Genomic DNA, 21,766 nt, shown 5'->3' with positions numbered 1-21,766 from the left:
GCTAGTGGACGGTATCGGGCAGATCCGCGTTCGTGACAAAGCAGTCATTCTTCCGGCGGCGCTGCGCGCGCCCCCGGTCGTTCGCCCGCAGCGAGGCGTGGCGGGGAATGTCCGCTCCCCGTTTTTTCAGGGTGAGAAGGCTCAAGCCCCGTATAGGTTATTAACCTATACATGCTTCGTCGTTTTGACAACGACGCGAAGCCGCTGCTCGCCGCATATAACAAACCCGCTGGCTTCCCGTGCAGTCCCGTCCGCGATGCACGTAGTGCGGAGTGGGAGCGAATGACTGCCTGGTCACTGGCGTTTACTGCGCGAGGGATCATTCGTTGATCGCACCACTTTCCCCTCCAAGCCAGGGGGCTCACTTCAAGGTTAGCGGTGTGAGCCCGCTTTCTTTACTTACTTTCTTTGCGGCGGCAAAGAAAGTAAGTGCCGCCCCGCACAGGGGCAACGCCAATAGACCACCGTGACTTCAAGGAAAGGCCAACACCCCGAAGAACACCGCCAAAGGGCGCAGCTCAAAAAAGCTCCCCCCGGCACAGCGGCAACGCCAATAGACCACCGCGATCACAAGGAAAGGCCAACACCCCGAAGAACGCCGCCAAATGGCGCAGCCCGCAAAAAGGCCCAACCCCCGCCGGGGCATATAATGTCGCACGAACCGCCGCCCCGTCCCTCCAGAAAAAATGCCCGATCTGCTAGCCAATCTAAACCCCGAACAACACGCCGCCGTCACGCTCCCCAACGAGCCCGCGCTCATCCTCGCCGGCGCGGGCAGCGGCAAGACCCGCGTTCTGATCACGCGTATCGCGTGGCTCATCCAGCAAGGCCTGGCGTCGCCGGCCACGATCCTGGCGGTCACCTTCACCAACAAGGCCGCGCGCGAAATGATGTCGCGGCTTTCGGCGCTGCTGCCGATCGACACGCGCGGCATGTGGATCGGCACCTTCCACGGCCTGTGCAACCGCATGCTGCGTGCGCATCACCGTGACGCCGGCCTGCCCGCCACTTTCCAGATTCTCGACACCGCCGACCAGCTTTCCGCGATCAAGCGTCTGATGAAGGGCCTCAACATCGACGACGAAAAGTACCCGGCGAAAAATCTCCAGTACTTCATCAACAACGCGAAAGAGCAGGGCCTGCGACCGAAAGACGTCGACGCGACCGACAACTTCAACCGCAAATTCGTCGAACTCTACGAAGCGTACGACCAGCAGTGCCAGCGCGAAGGCGTAGTCGATTTCCCGGAACTGCTGCTGCGCTGTTTCGAACTGCTCGCGCATAATCCGCCGCTGCGCGCGCACTACCAGGCGCGCTTCCGGCATATCCTGGTCGACGAGTTCCAGGACACCAACAAGCTGCAATACGCGTGGCTGAAAATGCTGGCGGGTCAGACCAACTCGATCTTCGCCGTCGGCGACGACGACCAGTCGATCTATGCATTCCGCGGCGCGAACGTCGGCAACATGCGCGACTTCGAAACCGAGTTCAAGGTTCGTCATCTGATCAAGCTCGAGCAGAATTACCGCTCGCACGGTCATATTCTCGATGCAGCCAATCAGCTGATCGCGAACAACTCGCGCCGTCTCGGCAAGAATCTGCGCACCGACGCGGGTCACGGCGAACCGGTGCGCGTGTATGAATCCGCGACCGATACGCAGGAAGCGGGCTGGATCGTCGAGGAAATCAAGGCGTTGATCAGCACGGGCACGTCGCGCAGCGAAATTGCGATCCTGTACCGCAGCAACGCGCAGTCGCGCACGATCGAACACACGCTGGTCAACGCGGGCATCGCGTATCGCGTGTACGGCGGCTTGCGCTTTTTCGAGCGCCAGGAAGTCAAGCACGCGCTCGCGTATTTGCGTCTGATCGACAACCCGAACGACGACACCGCGTTCGCGCGTGTCGTCAATTTCCCGACGCGCGGCATCGGCGCGCGTTCGATCGAGCAACTCGCGGACGCCGCGCGTCTGTATAACTGCTCGATGGCTGCGGCGATTCCGTACGTTGCGGGCAAAGCTGGGTCGAGCCTCGCGAATTTCGCGAACCTGGTCGGCAAGATGCGCGCGGAAACGCAGCAGATGAGCCTGCCGGAAACCGTCGAGTACGTGGTCGGCACGAGCGGTCTGTCGGAGTTTTACAAGAACGAACGCGAAGGCCAGGACCGGCTGGAAAACTTGCAGGAACTGGTCAATGCGGCGGCGGCTTTCGTCAGCGAGGAAGGCTACGGGATGGACACGCCGGCGCGGTCGATTCCGCTGCGCCCGGGCGCAACTGCCGCGCCTGAACTGGTCGTCGCGACCGACGACCCGAACACCGTCGTGCTCGACGCGCCTGGCGTCGCCGACCCGGCGCAGAACCCGGACACCATGACGCCGCTCGCCGGTTTCCTGTCGCACGCGTCGCTCGAAGCGGGCGACAACCAGGCGCAAGCCGGCCAGGAAGCCGTCCAGCTGATGACCGTGCACGCGGCCAAGGGTCTGGAATTCACGGCGGTGTTCATCACCGGTCTGGAAGAGGGACTGTTTCCGCACGAGAACAGCGCGATGGAATCGGATGGGCTGGAGGAGGAGCGTCGTCTGATGTACGTGGCGATTACGCGGGCGAAGGAGCGGCTGTATCTGTCGTTCGCGCAAAGCCGGATGCTGCACGGTCAGACGCGTTACAACATCCGTTCGCGTTTCCTGGAGGAATTGCCGCAGGAAACGCTCAAGTGGCTCACGCCGAAGATCGAGGCGGGCGCGCGCTGGGGTGGCCGCTCAGACAACGCGGGTTATGGGCGCGACTGGTTTGCGCGGCCGGGTTACACGGGCCCGGCTTCGTCGACGCCCGCGCAGTTGCCCGCTTTCGCGAATGAGCAGCGCGCAGCGGAAACGGGATTCCGCGTCGGCCAGCAGGTGTTTCACACGAAGTTCGGCGAGGGCACGATTACGGCGCTCGAAGGTGGCGGGACCGACGCGAAAGCGCAGGTCAAATTCAAGCGGCACGGCGAGAAGTGGCTGGCGCTCGCGGTCGCCAAATTGCAGGCGGTCGAGTGAGCGCGCGTGGCGAGGGAGCGGATTGTATGAGTCAGGGTGATGCAGCTTCGGGTTCGTCGGCTTCAGGCGCGGCGGCTGGCGTGGAAACCGCCGGTGGCGTCAGCGTTGGCGCCGGCGCTACAGGCATCGGAAATGCGGTCCCGGCCGAAGGACACAACACCGCCGCGGCAGCTTCGCCCGAACCCGATCCGAGCCGGAACGGCGCGCCCGTCTCGCATCGTCCGCTGGGGATTCTGGCGGCCTTGCCGCAAGAACTCGGCGACCTGATCGACGCCATGCGCGCCGAATCCGGCGTGCGCACCATCACGCACGGCCGCCGCGACTATCACCTCGGCACCGTCCACGGCACGCCGTGCGTCGTGACGCTGGCGCGCGTCGGCAAGGTCGCGGCAGCGGCAACCGTCAGCGCGCTGATCCATGCATTCGATGTCGAAGCGGTCGTGTTCACCGGCGTCGCGGGCGGAGTAGGAGCGGAGGTGCGAGTCGGCGATATCGTGGTCGCCGATACACTGCTTCAGCACGATCTCGACGCGTCGCCGCTATTTCCGCGTTTCGAAGTACCTTTGCTGGGCATGTCGCGATTCGCCACCGACTCAACGCTCGCCGACCGGCTCGCCGCCGCCTGCGAGCGTTTTGTCGCGGAAGAGGGCGCGGCGTCGGCGGCGCGTTTCGGCACGCGCGAGCCGCGCGTGCATCGCGGGTTGATCATCAGCGGCGATCAGTTCGTAGCCAGCGCCGTCGGCGTGCAGGCGTTGCGCGACGCGTTGCCGGACGCGCTCGCGGTTGAGATGGAAGGCGCGGCGATCGCCCAGGTCTGTCATGAATATGGCGTGCCGTGCGCGGTGGTGCGCACGATCTCCGATACCGCCGACGATCACGCGACCCAATCGTTCGTCTCGTTTTTGACGGAAATTGCCGGGACGTATTCGAACGCGATCCTGACGCGCTTTCTCGGCGCGCGCGGAGCGGTTTGATCTCTAGAAAATTTCGCGGATGAAACGCGTGGCGGCGGATTTATCCGCCGCCACGCGTTTCGTAACTAGCGGGTGTTTTGCAGCCGAACTTTCCGGATTTCAACGACCAATCCCTTTCCCGCGCATCACCGCTTTCCATCAGCCCGCCTGAATCCCGCCCAGCGCTTCCCGAACCTGCTGCAACGCGGCCGGATCTTCGATCGTCGGCAGGTCACCCGGATCGCGCCCTTCGGCGAGCGCCGCGATTGCACGCCGCAACATCTTGCCCGAGCGCGTCTTCGGCAACATCGACACCACCACCACGCGCGCAGGCCGCGCGATCGCGCCGAGCTGGCGCTCGACCGTCGCCGTGAGTTCCGCCTCCAGCCTTGCGCGCTCGCTGCTGTCCGCGGAAATCTGCGCACCGCGCAGCACCACGAACGCCATCGCCACCTGACCCTTCAGCGCGTCCGTCACGCCGACCACGGCTACCTCGGCGACGGCCGCGTGGCTCGACAACGCTTCCTCGATTTCGCGCGTGCCCAGCCGGTGGCCGGCGACGTTGATCACATCATCCGTGCGGCCGAGGATCGTCACGTAGCCGTCTTCGTCCTGCACACCCCAGTCGAAGGTCGAATAAACCTGCTGGTTCGGAATGCTCGACCAGTACGTGCTGACGAAACGGTTGTCGTCGCCCCATACCGTCGACATGCACCCGGGCGGCAACGGATAGTCCAGCGTCAGCACGCCTTTCTCGCCGGGCGCGCACGCGTCGCCGCTGAGTTCGTTGCGCAAGGTCAGATTGAACCCGGCAGACGGCACGCCCGGCGAACCGAGCTTCGACGGCAATCCTTCGACGCCGCGCGGAATCGCCAGCATCGGCCAGCCGGTTTCGGTCTGCCAGTAGTTGTCGATCACGGGCTTGCCGAGCGCATCGGCGATCCATGCCGCGGTCGGTTCGTCGAGTGGCTCGCCGGCCAGAAACAGCGTGCGCAGACTCGACAGATCGGACTTCTTCAGCAGCGCGGGGTCCTGTTTTTTCAGCACGCGTAGCGCGGTCGGCGCGGTGAACATCAGATTGATCTTGTGCTGCTCGACGAGGCGCCACCAGATGCCGCCGTCCGGGCGAATCGGCGTGCCTTCGTACATCACCGTGGTCAGGCCCGCGATCAGCGGCGCGTAGACGATGTAGCTGTGGCCGACCACCCAGCCCACGTCCGACGCCGTGAACATCGTGTCGCCGGGCTTGCCCTCGAAAATATGGTCCATCGACGCCGCCAGCGCCACCGCGTAGCCGCCCACGTCGCGCTGCACGCCCTTCGGTTTGCCGGTCGTGCCCGACGTGTACAGCACGTACGAAGGTTCGTTCGATTCGAGCCATTCGCACGGCACATGCACGTTGAAGAACTGTTCGCGCAGCGGCTCGTAGGCGACGAGATATTGCGCGTTCAGGCGCTCGGGCGCGAGTTGCCGGTCGATCAGCAACACGTGCGGCGTCTTGTGCATCGCGCGCACGAGCGCCTCGTCGATCAGAGGCGTGTAGTCGATCACCTTGCCGCCGCGCGCACCGGCGTCGGCGGTCACGATCAGCACGGGCTTTGCGTCGTCGATGCGGGCCGCGAGATTCGGCGCGGCGAAACCGCCGAACACTACCGAGTGAATCGCGCCCAGGCGCGCGCACGCGAGCATCGCGAACAGCGCCTCGGGGATCATCGGCAGATAGAGCAGCACGACATCGCCGCGCTTCACGCCGAGTGAACGCATCACCGCGGCCATCCGGTTGATTTCCCCGTATAGCTCGGCATACGTGTAGCGCCGTTCGATCCCGGTTTCCGTCGACACGTACACCAGCGCGTTCTGCTGCGCGCGTTCGGCGAGATGACGGTCGACCGCGTTGTGACAGAGATTGGTCCGCCCGCCGACAAACCAGCGCGCGAACGGCGGATTCGAGCGGTCGAGCACGTCATCGAACGGCGTGTGCCAGTGAATCCGCTGCGCCTGTTCGCGCCAGAAATCCTCGGGATTCTCGATCGAACGGCGGTGGAAGTCGCGATAGCTTGTCATCTGCGGCGATCCTTGTGCGGCGGGAGGGAACAGTCGGGTCAGGCAGCCATGTCGCCGTGTTGCGCGGCGCGAAAGCGGCAGCGATGTCCGCTCAAGGATAGAGCACGCGCGACGCGGCGGACAACGCGGGTTCACCATGAGCGCAGTGCGTGCCGACGCGGCTGATTTGCTGGGGTGTGAAGACGCGGCGGGCGGCCAGCCTGTGCATTCCGGTCAGCTTTACTCCGGCGCTTTTGCCTCGCACGCGTACCTCGCTCGGCGATCGGTATTTTCAACCGGCGACTCCGAGCCTCGGTCGTCACACTCGTCGCCATCATCGCTCGCACAAAAAGAAAAAGGCGCCGCAGCGCCTTTTTCCACAATGCAACCAACCGAAGACTCACTCACGCCTTCGCGCGCTTGCCTTCGATATCCGGCAGCAACACGGTCAGCACGCCGATCAGCGGCAGGAACGAACAGACCTTGTAGACAAACGCGATGCTGGTGGCATCCGCCAGTTGCCCGAGCACCGCCGCACCGACGCCGCCCAAACCGAACGCAAAGCCGAAGAACAGACCCGCGACCATGCCGACCTTGCCGGGGATCAGTTCCTGCGCATACACGAGGATCGCCGAGAACGCCGACGCCAGCACCACGCCGATGATCACCGTCAGCACGCCGGTCCAGAACAGGTTCGCGTACGGCAGCAGCAGCGTGAACGGCGCGACGCCGAGGATCGACACCCAGATCACGTACTTGCGGCCAATCTTGTCGCCGATCGGACCGCCGATCACCGTGCCCGCCGCCACCGCCGCGAGGAACACGAACAGGTGGACCTGAGCTGCCTGCACCGGCAGATGGAACTTGTCGATCAGATAGAACGTGAAATAACTGTTGATGCTCGCGAGGTAGAAATATTTCGAGAACACCAGCAGCACCAGCACGCTCATCGCGAACATGACCTTGTTGCGCGGCAGCGTGGCGTGTCCGGCCTGATTGCGTGCCTTCTTCACCGACGGATGACGCTTGTACCAGCGGCCGATCTGCGTCAGCACGACGATCGCGACCAGCGCCGCCACCGAGAACCACGCAATGCTGCGCTGGCCGTGCGGAATCACGATCAGTGCGGCGAGCAGCGGTCCGAGCGACGAACCCGCATTGCCGCCGACCTGGAACAGCGACTGAGCGAGGCCGTGGCGGCCGCCCGACGCCATCCGCGCGACCCGCGACGATTCCGGATGGAACACCGACGAACCGCAGCCGACCAGCGCCGCCGCGATCAGCAGCACGCCGAAACTGGACGCCACCGACATCAGCAGCAGACCCGACAGCGTGAAGCCCATGCCGACGGGCAGCGAATAGGGCTTTGGATGCTTGTCGGTGTAAATGCCGATCAACGGTTGCAGCAGCGATGCCGTGATCTGGTAGGTCAGCGTGATCAGGCCGATCTGTCCGAACGACAACGAAAAGTTGTCTTTCAGCATCGGGTAAATGGCGAGGATCAACGACTGGATCATGTCGTTGAGCAGGTGCGAGAAGCTGATTGCACCGAGCACGGAATAGACCGTGCGCTGGACCTTGGCCGCCGGTTGCGCGGCCCCGGATGCAGGGTTGGAAGCGCCGCTTCCGGCTGATGCGCCAGCGAGGGCGCTTTTTTCGAGACTCGTTTCCATATGCTGGATATAAGAGATGGGTGGTGGCGGATTAGGTGGCGAAAGTTGTTCAGCGCCGACCGGGGTGTCGCGTGGGAATACGCCCGTCTGGTGCGGCAATTCGACGCGACTTCTGGTGCATTTCGTTATTTAGCGAAGTTTAATGTGGCTTGAGCGAATTGTAAGGACAAGTTTTGTCGCGAATCGGACATCGGCGGGAGCGGGCGAAATGCGTTGGGTCTCGCCGCCAACCTGCGTTGCGCAGCACCGGGTTCGCGGCAAGTCGTCTGATAAATACGGTTCGGGCGATTTTTGGCCGTGTATAAAACGTGTCGCGGGCGCGAAGCTTACAAAGCGGCGCGTCAGGGACCGGGCAGCAAGCGGTCGGCGGACGTGAGCGGCATCGAAGATCGCAGATCTCCCCGACGCAGACCCGGACTGATAGGCGGTAATGCCGGAACCGACCTTTCCGGCAGGTCTGAACAGGCTAAAAGTGGGGACGGGGATGATGAAAGCAGTTTCGCAGGGCAGCCGGCGCGGCGCGGGGTTCGGTGCGGCGTCCGGGCCGCAGTCACAGGCGGTGCACGCGACGCCGCGCGCGGCAAGGTTCAAGGGCATGTCGGTCAAGACCACATTGCGGCTCGCGTTCGCGGTGTTGCTCGTCGGCACGCTGCTCGTCGGCGTGTTTTCGCTTGCGCAGATCAGCCGGCTGAACGCGTCCGCGCAATCCATCTACGATCAGGGGCATATCGCCAGCCGCGCGGCCGAAGAGGCGCGCGGCCACATGTTGCGTGCAAGCCGCGCGCAAAAAATGCTGCTGACCGCGACCACCGCGAAGGAGCGCGACGAACTTGGTGCGGACGTCGATCAGGCGCTCGCCGGTCTGTCCGCGCAACTCGGCACGCTGCAGCAGTACGTCGACACCTCCGACGCCAAAGGGCTCGCGCAACAGAAGGCGTTCGCCGCAGCGGTTACCGTATGGAGCGGGCATCTGCGGGACTTCGTCACACTCGTCAAAACGCAACCGCTCGATCTCACGCAGATGAACTGGCAGGTCGGCACCCAGGACATCTCGTTGCTGGTCGAAACCGGCAAGCTTGAAAAGCTCGTCGACGAACTCGTCGCGCAACGCGGGACGGCGGCGAAGGCGACCATCGACGCGTCCGGATTCATCTACCACTCGTCGTTCGTGATGATCGCGCTGATGACGGTCGGGCTGATCGTGCTCGCGTTCGGTATCAGCGAATGGGTGGTGCGTCGTCTTGCCGGGCAGCTTGGCGGCGAGCCGGCGTACGCGAAGGAAATCGCCAGCCGGATCGCGGCGGGGGATCTGTCGAACCGGATCGTGCTGGCGCGCAAGGATCGATCGAGCATGCTGTACGCGCTGCACGACATGCAGAGCGGCCTGGCGGCCACGGTCGCCGATATTGCGTCCAGCGCGGATGCGATTGCGACCGCGTCGGGTGAGATTTCGACGGGCAATCTGGACCTGTCGCAGCGTACCGAGCAGCAGGCGATGGCGCTCGAACGCACCGCCAGCAGCATGGAGCAGCTGACCTCCACAGTCCGCCAGAACGCCGACAACGCGAAGCAGGCGCGCACGCTGGCCGACAACGCGTCGGAGATCGCGGAGAAGGGCGGTGTGGTCGTGAACCGCGTGGTCGCGACGATGAACGAGATCAACGAGAGCGCGCGCAGTATCGGCGACATCATCGGCGTGATCGAGGGGATCGCGTTTCAGACGAATATTCTGGCGCTAAATGCGGCGGTCGAAGCCGCGCGCGCGGGTGAGGAAGGGCGCGGCTTTTCGGTGGTCGCCGCCGAAGTGCGGAATCTGGCTCAGCGCAGTGCGTCGGCGGCGAAGGAGATCAAAGGTTTGATCGACACGTCCGTCGAGCGCGTCGGCAACGGTTCGACGCTCGCGCAGCATGCAGGCCAGACGATGGATGAAATCGTGAAGGCGGTTAAGCGTGTGACCGACATCATGGGCGAGATTTCCGCGGCGTCTTCCGAGCAGAGCGCGGGGATCGAGGAGATCAACCTCGCGGTGACGCAGATGGATTCCGGGACGCAGCAGAATGCGGCTCTGGTCGAGCAGGCGACGGCGGCGGCGCGTTCGCTGGACGACCAGGCGAAGGGGTTGAAAGTCGTGGTGGGGAAGTTCCGGGTGTAGACGGTGGATGGGGAAGCGCATGCGGTATGCGCGTTCCCCGATGCCGGTTTCGTCAACGCTCACGCTCGATCCGCTGCACACGCATGCGGCCCGGCGGTTCGAAGTACGTCCCGAACCGCACCAGTCCAGCCTTCTTCAGATGACACGTCATCTCATAGCTCACCAGGACGCCGGGATCGAGATTGTCGATGTACTCCACATCGATTGAACGGATACGCGGTTCGTACACCAGCAAGGTCGCTTCCATCTGCTGCCTGAGTAGATGCGCCGACGCGGGCAACGCCTTGTAGATGTTCGTGAGATCCGGCAGCCCATAGTCGGGCAGATGCTTGAGCGCGCCTGCCCGTGCATTGAGGATGCGGCGGATATTCTGCTGGACGCTCAGAATTTCGAGCGTCCTGTCGTCATGGGCGTCCAGAGGCTCTCCGCCGATCTGGCCGAGTAGCTTGTCATACAGCGAAGGGCCGACCGGCATCACGGGCTCCGTCAGACAGCGACTGCAACCGGATCGTCCAGCGACACGCCCGTCGCAGAGGGCGTGTCGCGGTGGTCGATGAAGTCGATCACGAGGCTCTCGTCTTCAGACATCGACAGATGGATTTCCGCGGGCAGCTTACCTCCGGCCACCCGCGCCAGAAGCTCGCGCGATACGGCGGGAAGAATGCGCTGGTTGAGAAACGCGTCGACATTGCGTGCGCCCGACTCGCGCGTGAGGCAAAGCTGGGCAAGCGACGCGGTCAGCGCGTCGTCGCAGGTGAGCGCGACGTCGTAAAGACGATGCAGACGTTCTGCCACCTTCGCGACTTTCATGCGCACGATCGACGCAAGCGCATTGGCATCGAGCGGCCGGTAGACCAGCGTCTGGAAGCGCGCGAGTAGCGCGGGTTGAAAGTGTGCGACGAGCGGAGGATGAATTGCGTCGAGCAGTTCGCCCTGCGAAATAGCGGGGTTCTCCGCCGTGACCTCGTCGATCTGCGCGCTGCCGAGATTGGACGTCATCAGGATCACGCAGTGGCGAAAGTCGATCTCGCGTCCTTCGCCGTCGCGCATCGTGCCGCGATCGAATACCTGGTAAAACATATCGAGCACGTCCCGATGCGCTTTCTCCACTTCGTCGAGCAGCACGACGCTGTAGGGCCGTTGCCGGACCGCTTCGGTGAGAATGCCGCCACGGCCGTATCCGACATAGCCGGGAGGCGAGCCCTTCAACTGCGACACCGTGTGAGCCTCCTGGTACTCCGACATGTTGATGGTCGTCAGCGCGGCTTCGCCGCCGAAAAGCAGGTCGGCAAGCGCGAGCGCCGTTTCGGTCTTGCCGACCCCGGAAGGTCCCGCCAGCAGAAACACGCCAAGCGGTGAGTGCTCGTTTTTCAGACCCGCTTTCGCCGTGCGCAGACTTTCGGCGAGTGCACCGAGCGCGTCGTCCTGAGAGACCACACGGGTGGCGAGATGCTGTTCGAGCGTGAGCAGTCCGGTCAGTTCGTCGTCGAGCAGATTGCCTACCGGCACGCCGGTCCATTCGGCAACTACGCGGGCAATTGCCTGCGCGTCCACGTCGACGAAGACCAATGGCATTTTGCCTTGCGCGTCGAGCACGGCTCGCCTCGCGATGGAGAGCGCCTCGTTGTTCTGAACTGCTGCGTCCCGATTCGAATCGCGCTGCGAGTGCACAGCGTTGACCAGTTCAAGCTCGTGGGTGTAGCGCTGTTGCAGCGTATCCCGCTGCGCGCGCGCTTCGGCGAGTGCGGTCTGCAGTGCGTCATGACGTTCGTGCAGGTTTTGTGCCCCCGCCTTCTGATCGGCGACGAGCGTGTTGATTTCGAGTTCGAGTGCGGCCACCGCAGCGCCCGCCCGCTGAAGTTCGGCCGGCGGTGACTCCAGTCCCATGCGCACGCGCGCGGCCGCCGTGTCGATCAGATCGACCGCCTTGTCCGGTAACTGGCGGGCTGGAATATAGCGGCGCGACAGCCTGACCGCCGCCGTGATGGCCTCGTCGAGGATGTGTACGCCGTGGTGTTTCGCATAGCGGCTCGCCAGGCCGCGCAACATCAGGCACGCGGCGGCGTCATCAGGCTCGTCGACCTTGATCGCCTGGAAGCGTCGCTCGAGCGCCGCGTCGCGCTCGAAATACTCTTTGTACTCGGACCAGGTGGTCGCGGCGATCGTGCGCAATTCGCCACGGGCGAGGGCCGGTTTCAGGAGGTTCGCGGCATCGGCTCCGCCGGTTGCGTTGCCGGCGCCAATCAGTGTGTGCGCCTCGTCGATAAACAGCAGCACCGGCATTTCCGATTGCTGGACTTCATCGATCACATTTTTCAGGCGCTGCTCGAATTCGCCTTTCACGCCGGCCCCGGCCTGCAGCAATCCCAGATCGAGTGTCAGGATGCGTACATCGCGGATCACGGTCGGCACGGTTCCTTCAGCGACTCGCAACGCCAGGCCTTCGACGAGGGCGGTTTTGCCCACGCCCGGTTCGCCGACCAGGATCGGGTTGTTCTTGCGGCGCCGCGCGAGCACGTCGATAACCTGCTGGATTTCGCGATCACGGCCGAAAACCGGATCGATTTCACCGCGTTGCGCTCGTGCCGTCAGGTCGACGGCGAAGCGGGCGAGGGCTTCACCTTCAGGTTGTCCCGCACGCTTGCTGGGTTGCGGTTTCGCCGATGCGTCAGGACGTGAGCCGTCTTCCGTCGCGGTCGGGCGCGCGGATGGATTGTTGTCGGCTGCATTGGCATTTGCGCTGACGTCGGCTTCGACCGAATGACGGTCGATCACGGCCGCGAGCCGCTGGATCTGCACCGCACTGACGGACAGCAGCGGCCATGCGTCGGTGGCACGCAGACAATGCGGCGCGTCGATCAGCGCCTGCAACACGTGACTCGAACGTATGGCGGCCACGTCGGCGACGGATGCGTGAAACCACGCCCCTTCCAGAATTTCTGCGAGCGTTCGTGACAGCGCAGGTTTGCCGCGCAGATCGCGCGGCAGCCGCTCAAGCGACGCGAGTAGCGGATCCCACACCGTATCGATGTCGATCCCGTAGTGGCGAAGGATCGCGGGGATATCGCCATCGTCATGTTCGATCAGTTTCAGCAGCCAGTGTTCGGGCGTAATCTCGCCATGCAGGCGAGCGTTGCACAGGCTGGCTGCATCGGCGAGCGCGTTCGCGCAATGCGCCCCGAGCTTGCGAAGCAGATGCGTTGAGTCCCGCAGGGACCCCCTTCGGTCGTCGCGCAGCGTCATGATCGTCACGAAAATGAGAGCCTGCGACCGATCCGGCGTCGCAGGATATGAATAGAAAGCGCCAGCGCGCGCAGGACGCGCTGGCGAATGGAGGCGGCAACTATTCGATCTTCTGGATCAAATGGGCGCCGGCCTCCCGGAGAGCCTTACGAGCGTTCGTTCCAGCTGTCGGCGTGGATGATGTTGCCGTCCTTGTACGACCACGTGATCTTTTCGTAACGCAGTTCGACGTCTTCGAGGTGGTTGTGCTTTTCGAACGACGGATTCTTGATGTCGAGCATTTTCGGTTTGACCGCGACGACCTTCACGTTGTCGAGCTTGGTGTTGAAGTACTCCTTCTCCTTGCCCGCATCGTCGATCTTGTACCACTTGATCTCGATCGACTTCAGCGTCTGGCCGCTCGTGACCGCTTTGTACAAGTACCAGTTACTGCTCGAATATTTCACCTTCCGCGAGAAGTTTCTGTTCGTCGACCTGTGCGGTCTCGATATCGCGAAGCTGCCCGCCAACGCATCCAGCTTCGAACTTGAGATCGCGCTCGAACACGCTTATCCGTCCGACCAGCGCTTCACGGCGGAGAACGTGCGGCTCTTCTGCACGCCGGTCATCAACCTGTTTCCGCTCGACGCCGAGCCGATCGACGTGAACCATCACGAAGCGGAATACCGTGTGGTGGCAGCGGGTCATCAGGGGGCCAACATCGAAACCTATTCGGTCGACGCAATCGAATCGTTCGATCATGCCAACGCTCAACGTTACGAATACGTGCCGTTCGCGACGTTCCGTCATCGTGGCGGGATGTTGCGGCACGAGGCGCCGGAGCGGTATTTCCACACTCGCGTCAGGCAGGGCGTGACGGGTCTGCACGACACCTGGGTCATTCTCGGCGGCCACGCGTGGGAGTCGATGACCGACCTGCCGGCGGAAAACCTGTCGCTGCGCGTGACCGGCACCAACGGTCTGTTGCCAAGAAAAGGGCTGCGCGAAGCGAGCCTCAACGAACTGGCGGAGAGCACGCCGAATGTGTCGGCTGTGCGCAATCTGGCCGCGCCGACGCTGCCGCTTTATCCGCCGACCGGCGACCGCTTCCAGTGGCGCGTACTGTCGCATCTCGCGCCGAATTTCCTGTCGATGATGGACGCGGAAGTGTTGCGCGGCGCATTGGCGCTCTACGACTGGACCAACGACGAACTGAACCGGCGGCGTCTCGCGGGCATTCTGCATGTATCGGAGGAATTGCTCGAGGAAGTGTCGGGTGGGGCAGTCGAACGAGGCGTGCTGATCGAAGTCACGCTCGACAGTCACGCATTCGCGGGCGTCGGCGATGTGATGCTATTCGGTGAACTGCTGCACCGGTTCTTCGCGCTGTACGCGGAAATCAATCTGTTCACGAAGCTCGCGATCGTTAGCCTGCCGTCGCAGCAACGCACTGAATGGCCGCGCAGCAAGGCGGAGCGCTCCCCGCTATGAAGCACCGCGATATCCCCAACCCTCCCAACCTTGAGCCGCTGGTCGCGTCGCTGCTTCGCCGCGCGCCGACAATGAACTTCATGCAGCTCTGCCAGTTGCTCGAAGTGCGCGTTCCCGAGCGCCCAGGCTTCGGTACGCGCGACACGCCCGAACACGAACCGGTGCGATTCCGTCCGCGAGCGCGGGTCGGTTTTCCGGCGGGTGAAATCGCGTCGGTCGAATTCGACGAGGAGGGCGCCATCTACGGACCCAACGCCCCGCCGACCGTCCGTACGACGTTCATGGGCCTGTATGGCGTGGATGCGACCATGCCGTCGCACATGATCGACGACATCGTGCTGCGCACCGAAGGGCATGAGGCGCTCGAAGCGTTTCTCGATCAGTTCAATCACCGGATCGTCACGCTGCTGTACCGCGCGTGGAAGAAGTACCGCTATCCGGTCGGCTTCCGTGCTGGCGGCACCGATCCGCATTCGCGCAAGCTGCTGTCTCTGGCCGGCTTTGGCTGGGGCGAGAAGCCCGCGCGGGCAGGGTTGCCGGATTCGCGGGTGCTCGCGGTGCTGGGTCTGCTGATCCAGCGAACGCGCACGTCTGAAGGACTGGCCGGTGTCGTCGCTCTTGCCGCGCCGGGTGTCGAGGTTCGCGTCGACGAGTTCTTCCCGACTGTCAAAGGGGCCGGCGAGCCGCAACCGCTCACGTCTGCGGGCAGCACCGATAGCAGACGCCGGCGGGGCCTCGGTTGCGGCTACGTGCTCGGCACGCGGTTGACTTATCGCAGCCGGGCTGCACGCGTGACGTTGCGGCCTGTATCTGCGGAACAGGCGCACGACCTGTTGCCGGGCGCGTGGCTACACCGCGAATTGATGGCGTTTATCCGCCTCTACGCCGGGACGAAGGCCGATGTGTTCCTGCGCATGGAGGTCTCGTCACGAATCGCGCCCGCACCGAAAATCGGCGCGACGCACGAAGGTCCGGCGCCGCGTCTTGCGTGGACCACGGTCCTGCCTTCCGGCGACGAACGCATGATTACCATTCCGCTCGGCTCTTACGAAGCGTTTCCGACGCCGGGTCCGAATCCGTTCCTTGCACCATCTGCCTGATTCTGGAGTAGCTGTATGTTCACCCGCCTGGCCACATTAACCACGACCTTCGTTGCCGCCAGCCTGCTGCTCAGTGCCTGCGGCGCGTGGCAATCCGTATCGGACTCGACGTCGGGTGCGTATCACGCCGTCTTCTACAAACAGGTGAAGGTGTTGAACGTCGACCTCACCGCGCGCGCGTCGATCAATCCCGACGAAGCGAAGCGTTCGACGTCGGTCGCCGTACGTGTGTACCAGTTGAAGGATCGCAAGCTCTTCGACAAGGCGTCCTATGACGATCTGCTGAAGAACGACAAGACCGTGCTTGCACGGGATCTGCAGGACAGCATGGGGACGGTGGTCAACCCCGGCGCGTCCGCGAGCGTGACGCAGCCGATGCACGCCGACACGGAATACGTGGGCATTGTCGCGTTCTATCGTGACCCGGATTCGACCGGAAGCTGGCGCAGAGTAGTGCCGAAGAAAAAGCTTTCGGCAGACGAGCCGTTGAAACTGGAACTGATAGACCGGGAGTTAGTGGCAACGACAGACCCCGTGAAAGCAAGACCGGAGTGATAAACCGGGCTTTGAATGAGGCCTTCAGCCTGGGTGCCGAATCACTGAAGAAAGGAGACGGTCGATAAAAAGAACGACCGCATCAGAACGACCGCAGGGGCGCGCGAAGCGCCGCCGGAAGAATGACTGCCTTGTCACGAACGCGGAGTGTGCGGGGGCACGGATTCCAGATGAACCACTGCCCCCTCCAAGCCAGGGGCTCCGCTTCAAAGCTAGCGGTGTGAGCCCGCTTTCTTTGCTTACTTTCTTTGCGGCGGCAAAGAAAGTGAGTGCCGCCCCGCACAGGGGCAGTGCTAATAGACCACCGTGAAAACAAGGAAAGGCCAACACCCCAAAGACCACAACCAAGCCACACGGCACAACACTTCAGCCTGGCGTAACAACAACCGTACAGGTAATCCCCGCCGCCAGCACAACCCCATCGGGCACCGAATCAATCCTCACCCGCACCGGCACGCGCTGCGCCAACCTGACCCAGTTGAAAGTCGGATTCACATCCGCGAGCAGCTCCCGGCTCTCGGGATTATCGCGATCGTAAATCCCGCGAGAGATGCTTTCGACATGCCCCTGCAAAGTGCCGCCGCTCATCAACCTAACCTCGGCCTTATCGCCGACCCGCACATGCGGAAGCTTGGTTTCCTCGAAGTACCCATAAACCCAGAACGAGTGACTATCGACAATCGCGAGCTTCGCCGCCCCAGCAGTCGCATAGTCGCCGCGAAACACGCTGAGGTTCGTCACATAGCCGTCAACCGGCGACACCACCCGCGTACGCTCGAGATTCAGCTTCGCGGCATCGAGCGCGGCCAGCGCCTGCTGATACGAAGCCTCAGCAGCGGAAGCCGTGTGCGTCGCATTCTCGCGGCTCTCCTTCGACACAACCAGCGAATCCATATCCGCACGCCGCTGCGCATCGTCGCGCTTCATCTGCAATTCGGCCTTGCGGGCGGCCACGGCAGCCTGCGCCTGCTCGACAGCAATCTGATAATGCGACGGATCGATCTGCATCAGCAGATCGCCTTTCTTCACCAGCTGGTTGTCCTTCACGGGCAGATCGACCACGGCGCCCGACACATCCGGCGCCACGTTCACGATCTCGGCGCGCACGCGTCCGTCGCGGGTCCACGGTTCGTCCATGTAATGAACCCACAGCACGCGGCCCAACAGGATCGCGACGATAAAAATAATGGCTGTCGCGACGAAGCCAACAAGATTTCGGATGGTCATGTTTCGACTCTGATCAACGATAAACGGCGAGACCCAGCACGCCGCACACACACACGAGCAAGCTGGCCCGGAACAAGGACGGATGCCACACCACGCGATACAGGCCCGTATAGGCGATCACGCGGTCCAACACCCAGGTAAGCGCGGCGCCCGCGATAAACAGCAGCACGATGGCCGGCACGTAAGCGTCGAAAACGGCGATATCACGCGGCATGGAGAACTCCTTCTGACACACTGGCCGGTCCGCTCATCAAAGGTGCAAGCGGCGACTGCGGATCGAGCAGCGCGGTACGAATGAAATGCAGTTGACTCAAAATCCGCTGCAACTGATGCCGCTCGTCACGCGGCGGCGTGAACGTGGCCAGCATCTGCTGAAGTGCGGCAATCGCGTCGGCGGTCGTAGCGAGCGCGCGGTCGAAGCGGTCCTCGCGCGGATGCTCGAACAGCGCGCTCAACGAATCGCGCATGGTCCGCAGCGACACGCGCCACGGCATCGATTTCGCGTAACGCGCATCGGCGGGTAGCGCGGCAACTTCGCGGCGCAGATCGATCACCGCATTGCCGACTTCGAGCACCGAGAACAGCCAGCGCAACGTGTCGCGTTTGAGCTGGGGCTCGGTCGGCGCGAGCGCGTTGATCTGCGACATCAGATCGCGCGCGCCGCTTTCGAAGCGCGAGCGCACCCGGCGCAAGCCCGCGCGGCTCGCCAGCACCACCTGGCGGCGTAGGTCGACCAGCAGCCGGTTGCGCAACCACGGCGTGGACGGCGGCAACAACACCGCGAACGCGATCGACGACACCAGCATCGACAGCACGAGTGCCATCGCGTCGTTCATGAACGAAGTCGGGTCGTAGTGGATCACGTTGTCCGGGCCGGCCAGGAAGCAGAAGAAGATGCAATAGCCGATGCCGTAACCGGCGAGCGCGGGCCGTGTGGTCATGAACACGCCGAGCAGCAGAAACGGCGTGAGCGCGACGCACAGCATCGGGAAACCGTCGACGTGTGGAAACACGCCGAACACCACGATCATGCCCATTAGCGTCGCGGCGAGCGTGCCGCCGGCCATCTGGAACGCAGTGCGTTTCGGATTCGGCGACGACGACGCCAGCGCGCACACGGCCGCGGCATTCAGCGTCAACGTCGAGCCGCTCGGCCACGCGGTCGCGATCCAGAACGCGCCGAGCACCATCATCACGATGGCGGCCCGCACGCCCGACACGCCCGCGGCGATCGCGTTGGTCTTCGGCTCGTAGCGCTCGATCCAGCGTTCGCGCTCGTGCGTATCGACGGCGAGCGATGCGTAAGTAGCCGCGTACGCATGAAGATCGTCGATGAAGCGATACAGCAGTTCGGCGGCGGTGTCGAAGTCGAGCAGCAGCGCGTCCGGCTGCGTTTCCAGTTCGGCGCGCGTCGCCCGCACGCGGCCCGGCAGCGCGGCTTTGTACGCGTCGAGTTGGGCGGCGGCGTGGGCGGCGTCGGCGGCGCTCAACACCGGTTCGCCGGATTTCGCGAGCAGCGGGGCGATTTCCTTGAAGTACGGTTCGAGCGCATCGACCGCGACTGTCGACGCGTCCGTGTTCGTCGCGCGCAGCCGGTTCATCAACTGATGCAGCGCGTGGAAGCGGGTCGAAGCGGTCATGAACTCGCTGTTCAGACGCGCGAGGCGGCCGCCGCGCATCCGCGAATCGGGGCCTTCGAACACCGCGACACTGCGCGCCGCTTCGAAACCGACGATGTCGGCGACGAAGCGCGCGTTGGTCGCTTCGATCTGCGCGCGGTCGTTACGGCCGGCCAGCGACGCGGACACGTATTCGACGAAGGCCGAAAAACGCGCACGCACGGTGCTGCGCATCTGCAAGCCCGCGAATTGCGGAAACACGAGGCCGCTCACCGCGCCCGCGCAGACGATGCCGAGCACCACTTCGGCGACCCGCGTGAGCGCGCTCAGAAACGCGCCGTCCGGATGCTGCGCGGCGGGGATGCCGATCAGCGCGGCCGTGTAGCCCGCCAGCACGAAACCGTACGAGCGGAAGTTGCGGTTGCGCGCGGCGCCCGCCGTGCAGATGCCGACCCAGATCGCGGTCGAGATGATGAACAGTTCGGGCGTCTGCGCGAACAGGCCGATCAGCGCGAGCATCACGACGAGGCCGACGAGCGTGCCGCAGATCCGGTAGAAGCTCTTCGCGAACACCATGCCGCTTTGCGGCTGCATCACGATGAACACGGTGGTCATCGCGGTGCGCGGCTGTGGCAGGTCGAGTTTCATCGCGATGCCGAGCGCGAGAAAGCACGCGGCGAGCGCCTTGAACAGATAGACCCACGTGAGGCCGTCGGTGCGGGCCCAGTCGGCGGCGGCTGCGTACAGCGCACCGGGCGACTTCGGGCGCGTGACGGAGGAAGGGGAGGCTGACATGGTCGGCGTCCTTACTCGGTCGCAGGCGCGGCGGCGGCGCGCGGCTGGGTTGCTGCGGTGTTGAGGCTTGCGTCGCCTGCTGCTTTGGCGGCGTTGGATGCGGCGTTGGTCTTCGAGCTACGTACGCCCGCACCGTTCACGGCTTTAGAGCCGGTCGCAGCGCTAGCGGGCGTGGAACCGGCCGCGCCGCTGGCTGCCGCCGTTTGCGGCTTTGCCTGCGCGTTGGCGGATGCATCAGCCGAGGCGTCAGAAGCCGCACCGGCCACCGCCGGCTTCGCCTTACCCTTGCCATGCGGCGGCAGCGTCTCGTTGTCCTTCGGACCGTTGGCCGGATCGTCCAGCCCGCCGCCCAGCGCCGTGACCAGCGAAGCATGCGCGCCCAGCCGCTCGGCCTGAATCTTCGCGACGCCTTCCTGCGCGCGCAGCAACTGGTTCTGCGCGACCAGCACGTTCAGATAATCGGTCAGACCGCGCCGATATCCTTCGCGCGACAGTTCGTAATTCCGGCGAGCCGCCGCGACCGAGCGATCGGCGTCGTCGGCCTGAGTCGCGAGCGAGCGGATGCGGATCACCTGATCGGAAATATCCTTCAGCGCGCCGACGATCGACTGGTTATAGCGCTCCACCGCCTCGTCATAGCCGGCCGATGCCGCACCGAGTTGCGAGCGCAGCCGCCCGCCGTCGAGAATCGGCAACGACAGCGCCGGACCCGCGCTCCAGCTATGCGACGGATTCTTCAGGAACTGGAACAGCGGCCCCATCGCCGCATAACCGCCGATCGACGCCAGCAGGTTGATGTCCGGATAGAAATCGGCCTTCGCCACGTCGATGCCGCGCGCCTGCGCGGCGACGGTCCAGCGTGCCGCGACCACGTCCGGCCGGTGGCCGATCAGGTCGGCGGGCAACGCGCTCGGCAAACCGGGCGACGCGGCCAGCGACAGCGCCGGGCGCTGGATCGAATCGCCCGCGCCCGGACCTTTGCCGGCCAGCGCGGCCAGCTGATTGCGGCCGAGCGCGATCTTTTCTTCGATTTCGTCGATCTGACGCTCGTACTCGGGCATCGGCGTTTCGGCCTGACTCACTTCGAGCTGCGTGCCGATCCCGCCTTTCAGACGACGGTTCGCGAGATCGACGATCTGTTGCTGCTGCGCGAGCGTGGCCTTGGCGATGTCGAGCAGCGCGTAGTTCATCGACATCCCGATGTACGTACGCACCACGTTGCCTTCGAGTTCGAGCTGGGCGGCGCGCGCATCGGCGGCGCTGGCGTGCGCGGCGTCGAGCGCGCGTTCGGCGGCGTTCTTGTCCTTGCCCCAGAGATCGAGGTTATAGGACAGGCCCAGCGTACCGGTGTTGTTCCACGACTGCTCGCCCGCAAGCTCACCCGGGCCGTAGTACAGATTGTCGGCCCACTTCTGACGCTGGATCGACAGACTGCCGTTGACTTGCGGCGACAGCGCCGAGCGCGCTACACCCGCCATCGACATGGCTTCGCGCACGCGCGCCTGGGCGGCGGCGAGGGTGGGGCTGCCGGCCTGAGCGTCGGCGATCCACTGATCGAGTTGCGGATCGTTATAGGCGCGCCACCAGTCGGTGGCGGGCCACTGGGCGTCCTGGTTGGCCGCGCGGATGGCCTTGCCTGCGTCGAGCGAGGAGGGTTCGACGCTGTGGTCTTGCGGCGCGACGCCTCCGGTACTTGCACAGCCGGCGATTGTTAATAGGATCGTAAGAACCGCTGCTGCGGCGATCCCTTTTTGTACCGGAGACTGCACGATTTCCTCCAAAATTGGCTATAGATGCTAGTGCGTCATTATATTTTTTGATTGATTGGGGAATAACTGGTAAAGATGCAAGGCATTTTTACAGTATGTGAGATAATTGCCTTTGCGAATCGTGTAACA

At 63.8% G+C, this 21,766-nt stretch carries 13 protein-coding genes and 2 pseudogenes; 6 read left to right on the top strand and 9 right to left on the bottom strand.

Going from position 1 to position 21,766, the window contains the following annotated elements; all coding sequences use genetic code 11:
• The first annotated feature begins 686 nt into the window (after window positions 1–686).
• Together BLS41_RS12020 and BLS41_RS12015 are read left to right on the top strand one after the other, a co-directional pair.
• Window positions 687–3,038: a UvrD-helicase domain-containing protein gene (locus BLS41_RS12020; RefSeq protein WP_074764735.1), complete on the top strand. Its 2,352-nt coding sequence runs from the start codon at window positions 687–689 to the stop codon at window positions 3,036–3,038.
• Between the two features lie 26 nt (window positions 3,039–3,064).
• Window positions 3,065–4,012 (top strand): 5'-methylthioadenosine/adenosylhomocysteine nucleosidase, encoded by a 948-nt coding sequence (locus tag BLS41_RS12015; protein WP_074764733.1) that lies wholly within the window; start codon window positions 3,065–3,067, stop codon window positions 4,010–4,012.
• A 138-nt stretch (window positions 4,013–4,150) separates the two neighbouring features.
• On the opposite strand, the gene BLS41_RS12010 is transcribed toward BLS41_RS12015, so the two are convergent.
• The gene (locus tag BLS41_RS12010) at window positions 4,151–6,055 is read right to left on the bottom strand and encodes a propionate--CoA ligase (protein WP_074764731.1); all 1,905 of its coding nucleotides are present in this window, start codon (window positions 6,053–6,055) and stop codon (window positions 4,151–4,153) included.
• Window positions 6,056–6,438: 383 nt separating this feature from the next.
• A complete protein-coding gene (locus BLS41_RS12005) occupies window positions 6,439–7,707 on the bottom strand; it encodes an MFS transporter (protein ID WP_074764729.1) in 1,269 nt (422 codons plus the stop codon).
• Between the two features lie 487 nt (window positions 7,708–8,194).
• Here BLS41_RS12005 and BLS41_RS12000 point away from each other — a divergent pair, with 487 nt between their 5' ends.
• Window positions 8,195–9,859 (top strand): methyl-accepting chemotaxis protein, encoded by a 1,665-nt coding sequence (locus tag BLS41_RS12000; protein WP_074766486.1) that lies wholly within the window; start codon window positions 8,195–8,197, stop codon window positions 9,857–9,859.
• A 52-nt stretch (window positions 9,860–9,911) separates the two neighbouring features.
• Here the strand turns inward: BLS41_RS12000 and tssE are convergent, their stop codons facing one another.
• The 3 genes and pseudogenes from tssE to tssD form a co-directional block, all read right to left on the bottom strand.
• Window positions 9,912–10,334 carry a type VI secretion system baseplate subunit TssE gene (gene tssE / locus BLS41_RS11995; RefSeq protein WP_074764727.1) on the bottom strand — a complete coding sequence of 141 codons (423 nt, stop codon included), beginning with the start codon at window positions 10,332–10,334 and terminating at the stop codon, window positions 9,912–9,914.
• An 11-nt stretch (window positions 10,335–10,345) separates the two neighbouring features.
• Window positions 10,346–13,102, bottom strand: a complete 2,757-nt coding sequence (gene tssH / locus BLS41_RS11990) for a type VI secretion system ATPase TssH (protein ID WP_074764725.1) — start codon at window positions 13,100–13,102, stop codon at window positions 10,346–10,348.
• A gap of 146 nt (window positions 13,103–13,248) precedes the next feature.
• Window positions 13,249–13,536: pseudogene (gene tssD, locus BLS41_RS11985) on the bottom strand (type VI secretion system tube protein TssD); the annotation flags it as partial.
• On the opposite strand from tssD, the pseudogene tssF reads away from it, so the two are divergent.
• From tssF to tssJ, 3 genes and pseudogenes are all read left to right on the top strand, one after another.
• Window positions 13,520–14,572: pseudogene (tssF, locus tag BLS41_RS11980) on the top strand (type VI secretion system baseplate subunit TssF); the annotation flags it as partial. The pseudogenes tssD and tssF overlap by 17 nt on opposite strands.
• Window positions 14,569–15,672 carry a type VI secretion system baseplate subunit TssG gene (gene tssG / locus BLS41_RS11975; RefSeq protein ID WP_143026252.1) on the top strand — a complete coding sequence of 368 codons (1,104 nt, stop codon included), beginning with the start codon at window positions 14,569–14,571 and terminating at the stop codon, window positions 15,670–15,672. The pseudogene tssF and the gene tssG, both read left to right, overlap by 4 nt.
• A 15-nt stretch (window positions 15,673–15,687) precedes the next feature.
• Window positions 15,688–16,227, top strand: a complete 540-nt coding sequence (gene tssJ / locus BLS41_RS11970) for a type VI secretion system lipoprotein TssJ (RefSeq protein ID WP_074764719.1) — start codon at window positions 15,688–15,690, stop codon at window positions 16,225–16,227.
• A gap of 366 nt (window positions 16,228–16,593) precedes the next feature.
• On the opposite strand, the gene BLS41_RS11965 is transcribed toward tssJ, so the two are convergent.
• Genes BLS41_RS11965 through BLS41_RS11950 form a run of 4 tightly spaced genes read right to left on the bottom strand, consistent with a single transcriptional unit; the run spans window position 16,594 to window position 21,637 of the window.
• Window positions 16,594–17,454, bottom strand: coding sequence for an efflux RND transporter periplasmic adaptor subunit (locus BLS41_RS11965; protein WP_074764717.1), 861 nt, complete (start codon window positions 17,452–17,454; stop codon window positions 16,594–16,596).
• A 13-nt stretch (window positions 17,455–17,467) separates the two neighbouring features.
• Window positions 17,468–17,668 (bottom strand): DUF1656 domain-containing protein, encoded by a 201-nt coding sequence (locus tag BLS41_RS11960; RefSeq protein WP_063496755.1) that lies wholly within the window; start codon window positions 17,666–17,668, stop codon window positions 17,468–17,470.
• Window positions 17,658–19,868 (bottom strand): FUSC family protein, encoded by a 2,211-nt coding sequence (locus BLS41_RS11955; RefSeq protein WP_074764715.1) that lies wholly within the window; start codon window positions 19,866–19,868, stop codon window positions 17,658–17,660. Before BLS41_RS11955 ends, BLS41_RS11960 begins: the two co-directional genes overlap by 11 nt.
• 11 nt (window positions 19,869–19,879) lie before the next feature.
• Window positions 19,880–21,637 (bottom strand): efflux transporter outer membrane subunit, encoded by a 1,758-nt coding sequence (locus tag BLS41_RS11950; RefSeq protein WP_083379960.1) that lies wholly within the window; start codon window positions 21,635–21,637, stop codon window positions 19,880–19,882.
• Window positions 21,638–21,766 lie beyond the last annotated feature (129 nt).

The sequence above is a fragment of the Paraburkholderia fungorum genome (genome assembly GCF_900099835.1).
Taxonomy (GTDB): domain Bacteria; phylum Pseudomonadota; class Gammaproteobacteria; order Burkholderiales; family Burkholderiaceae; genus Paraburkholderia; species Paraburkholderia fungorum_A.
Note: the sequence above shows the minus strand (reverse complement) of the source record. Positions and strands in the feature narration are given on the sequence as shown.

Coding starts and splice junctions, on each gene's coding strand:
- BLS41_RS12020 (WP_074764735.1), top strand. CDS start 687: ATGCCCGATCTGCTAGCCAATCTAAACCCCGAACAACACGCCGCCGTC.
- BLS41_RS12015 (WP_074764733.1), top strand. CDS start 3,065: ATGAGTCAGGGTGATGCAGCTTCGGGTTCGTCGGCTTCAGGCGCGGCG.
- BLS41_RS12010 (WP_074764731.1), bottom strand. CDS start 6,055: ATGACAAGCTATCGCGACTTCCACCGCCGTTCGATCGAGAATCCCGAG.
- BLS41_RS12005 (WP_074764729.1), bottom strand. CDS start 7,707: ATGGAAACGAGTCTCGAAAAAAGCGCCCTCGCTGGCGCATCAGCCGGA.
- BLS41_RS12000 (WP_074766486.1), top strand. CDS start 8,195: ATGAAAGCAGTTTCGCAGGGCAGCCGGCGCGGCGCGGGGTTCGGTGCG.
- tssE (WP_074764727.1), bottom strand. CDS start 10,334: ATGCCGGTCGGCCCTTCGCTGTATGACAAGCTACTCGGCCAGATCGGC.
- tssH (WP_074764725.1), bottom strand. CDS start 13,102: ATGACGCTGCGCGACGACCGAAGGGGGTCCCTGCGGGACTCAACGCAT.
- tssG (WP_143026252.1), top strand. CDS start 14,569: ATGAAGCACCGCGATATCCCCAACCCTCCCAACCTTGAGCCGCTGGTC.
- tssJ (WP_074764719.1), top strand. CDS start 15,688: ATGTTCACCCGCCTGGCCACATTAACCACGACCTTCGTTGCCGCCAGC.
- BLS41_RS11965 (WP_074764717.1), bottom strand. CDS start 17,454: ATGACCATCCGAAATCTTGTTGGCTTCGTCGCGACAGCCATTATTTTT.
- BLS41_RS11960 (WP_063496755.1), bottom strand. CDS start 17,668: ATGCCGCGTGATATCGCCGTTTTCGACGCTTACGTGCCGGCCATCGTG.
- BLS41_RS11955 (WP_074764715.1), bottom strand. CDS start 19,868: ATGTCAGCCTCCCCTTCCTCCGTCACGCGCCCGAAGTCGCCCGGTGCG.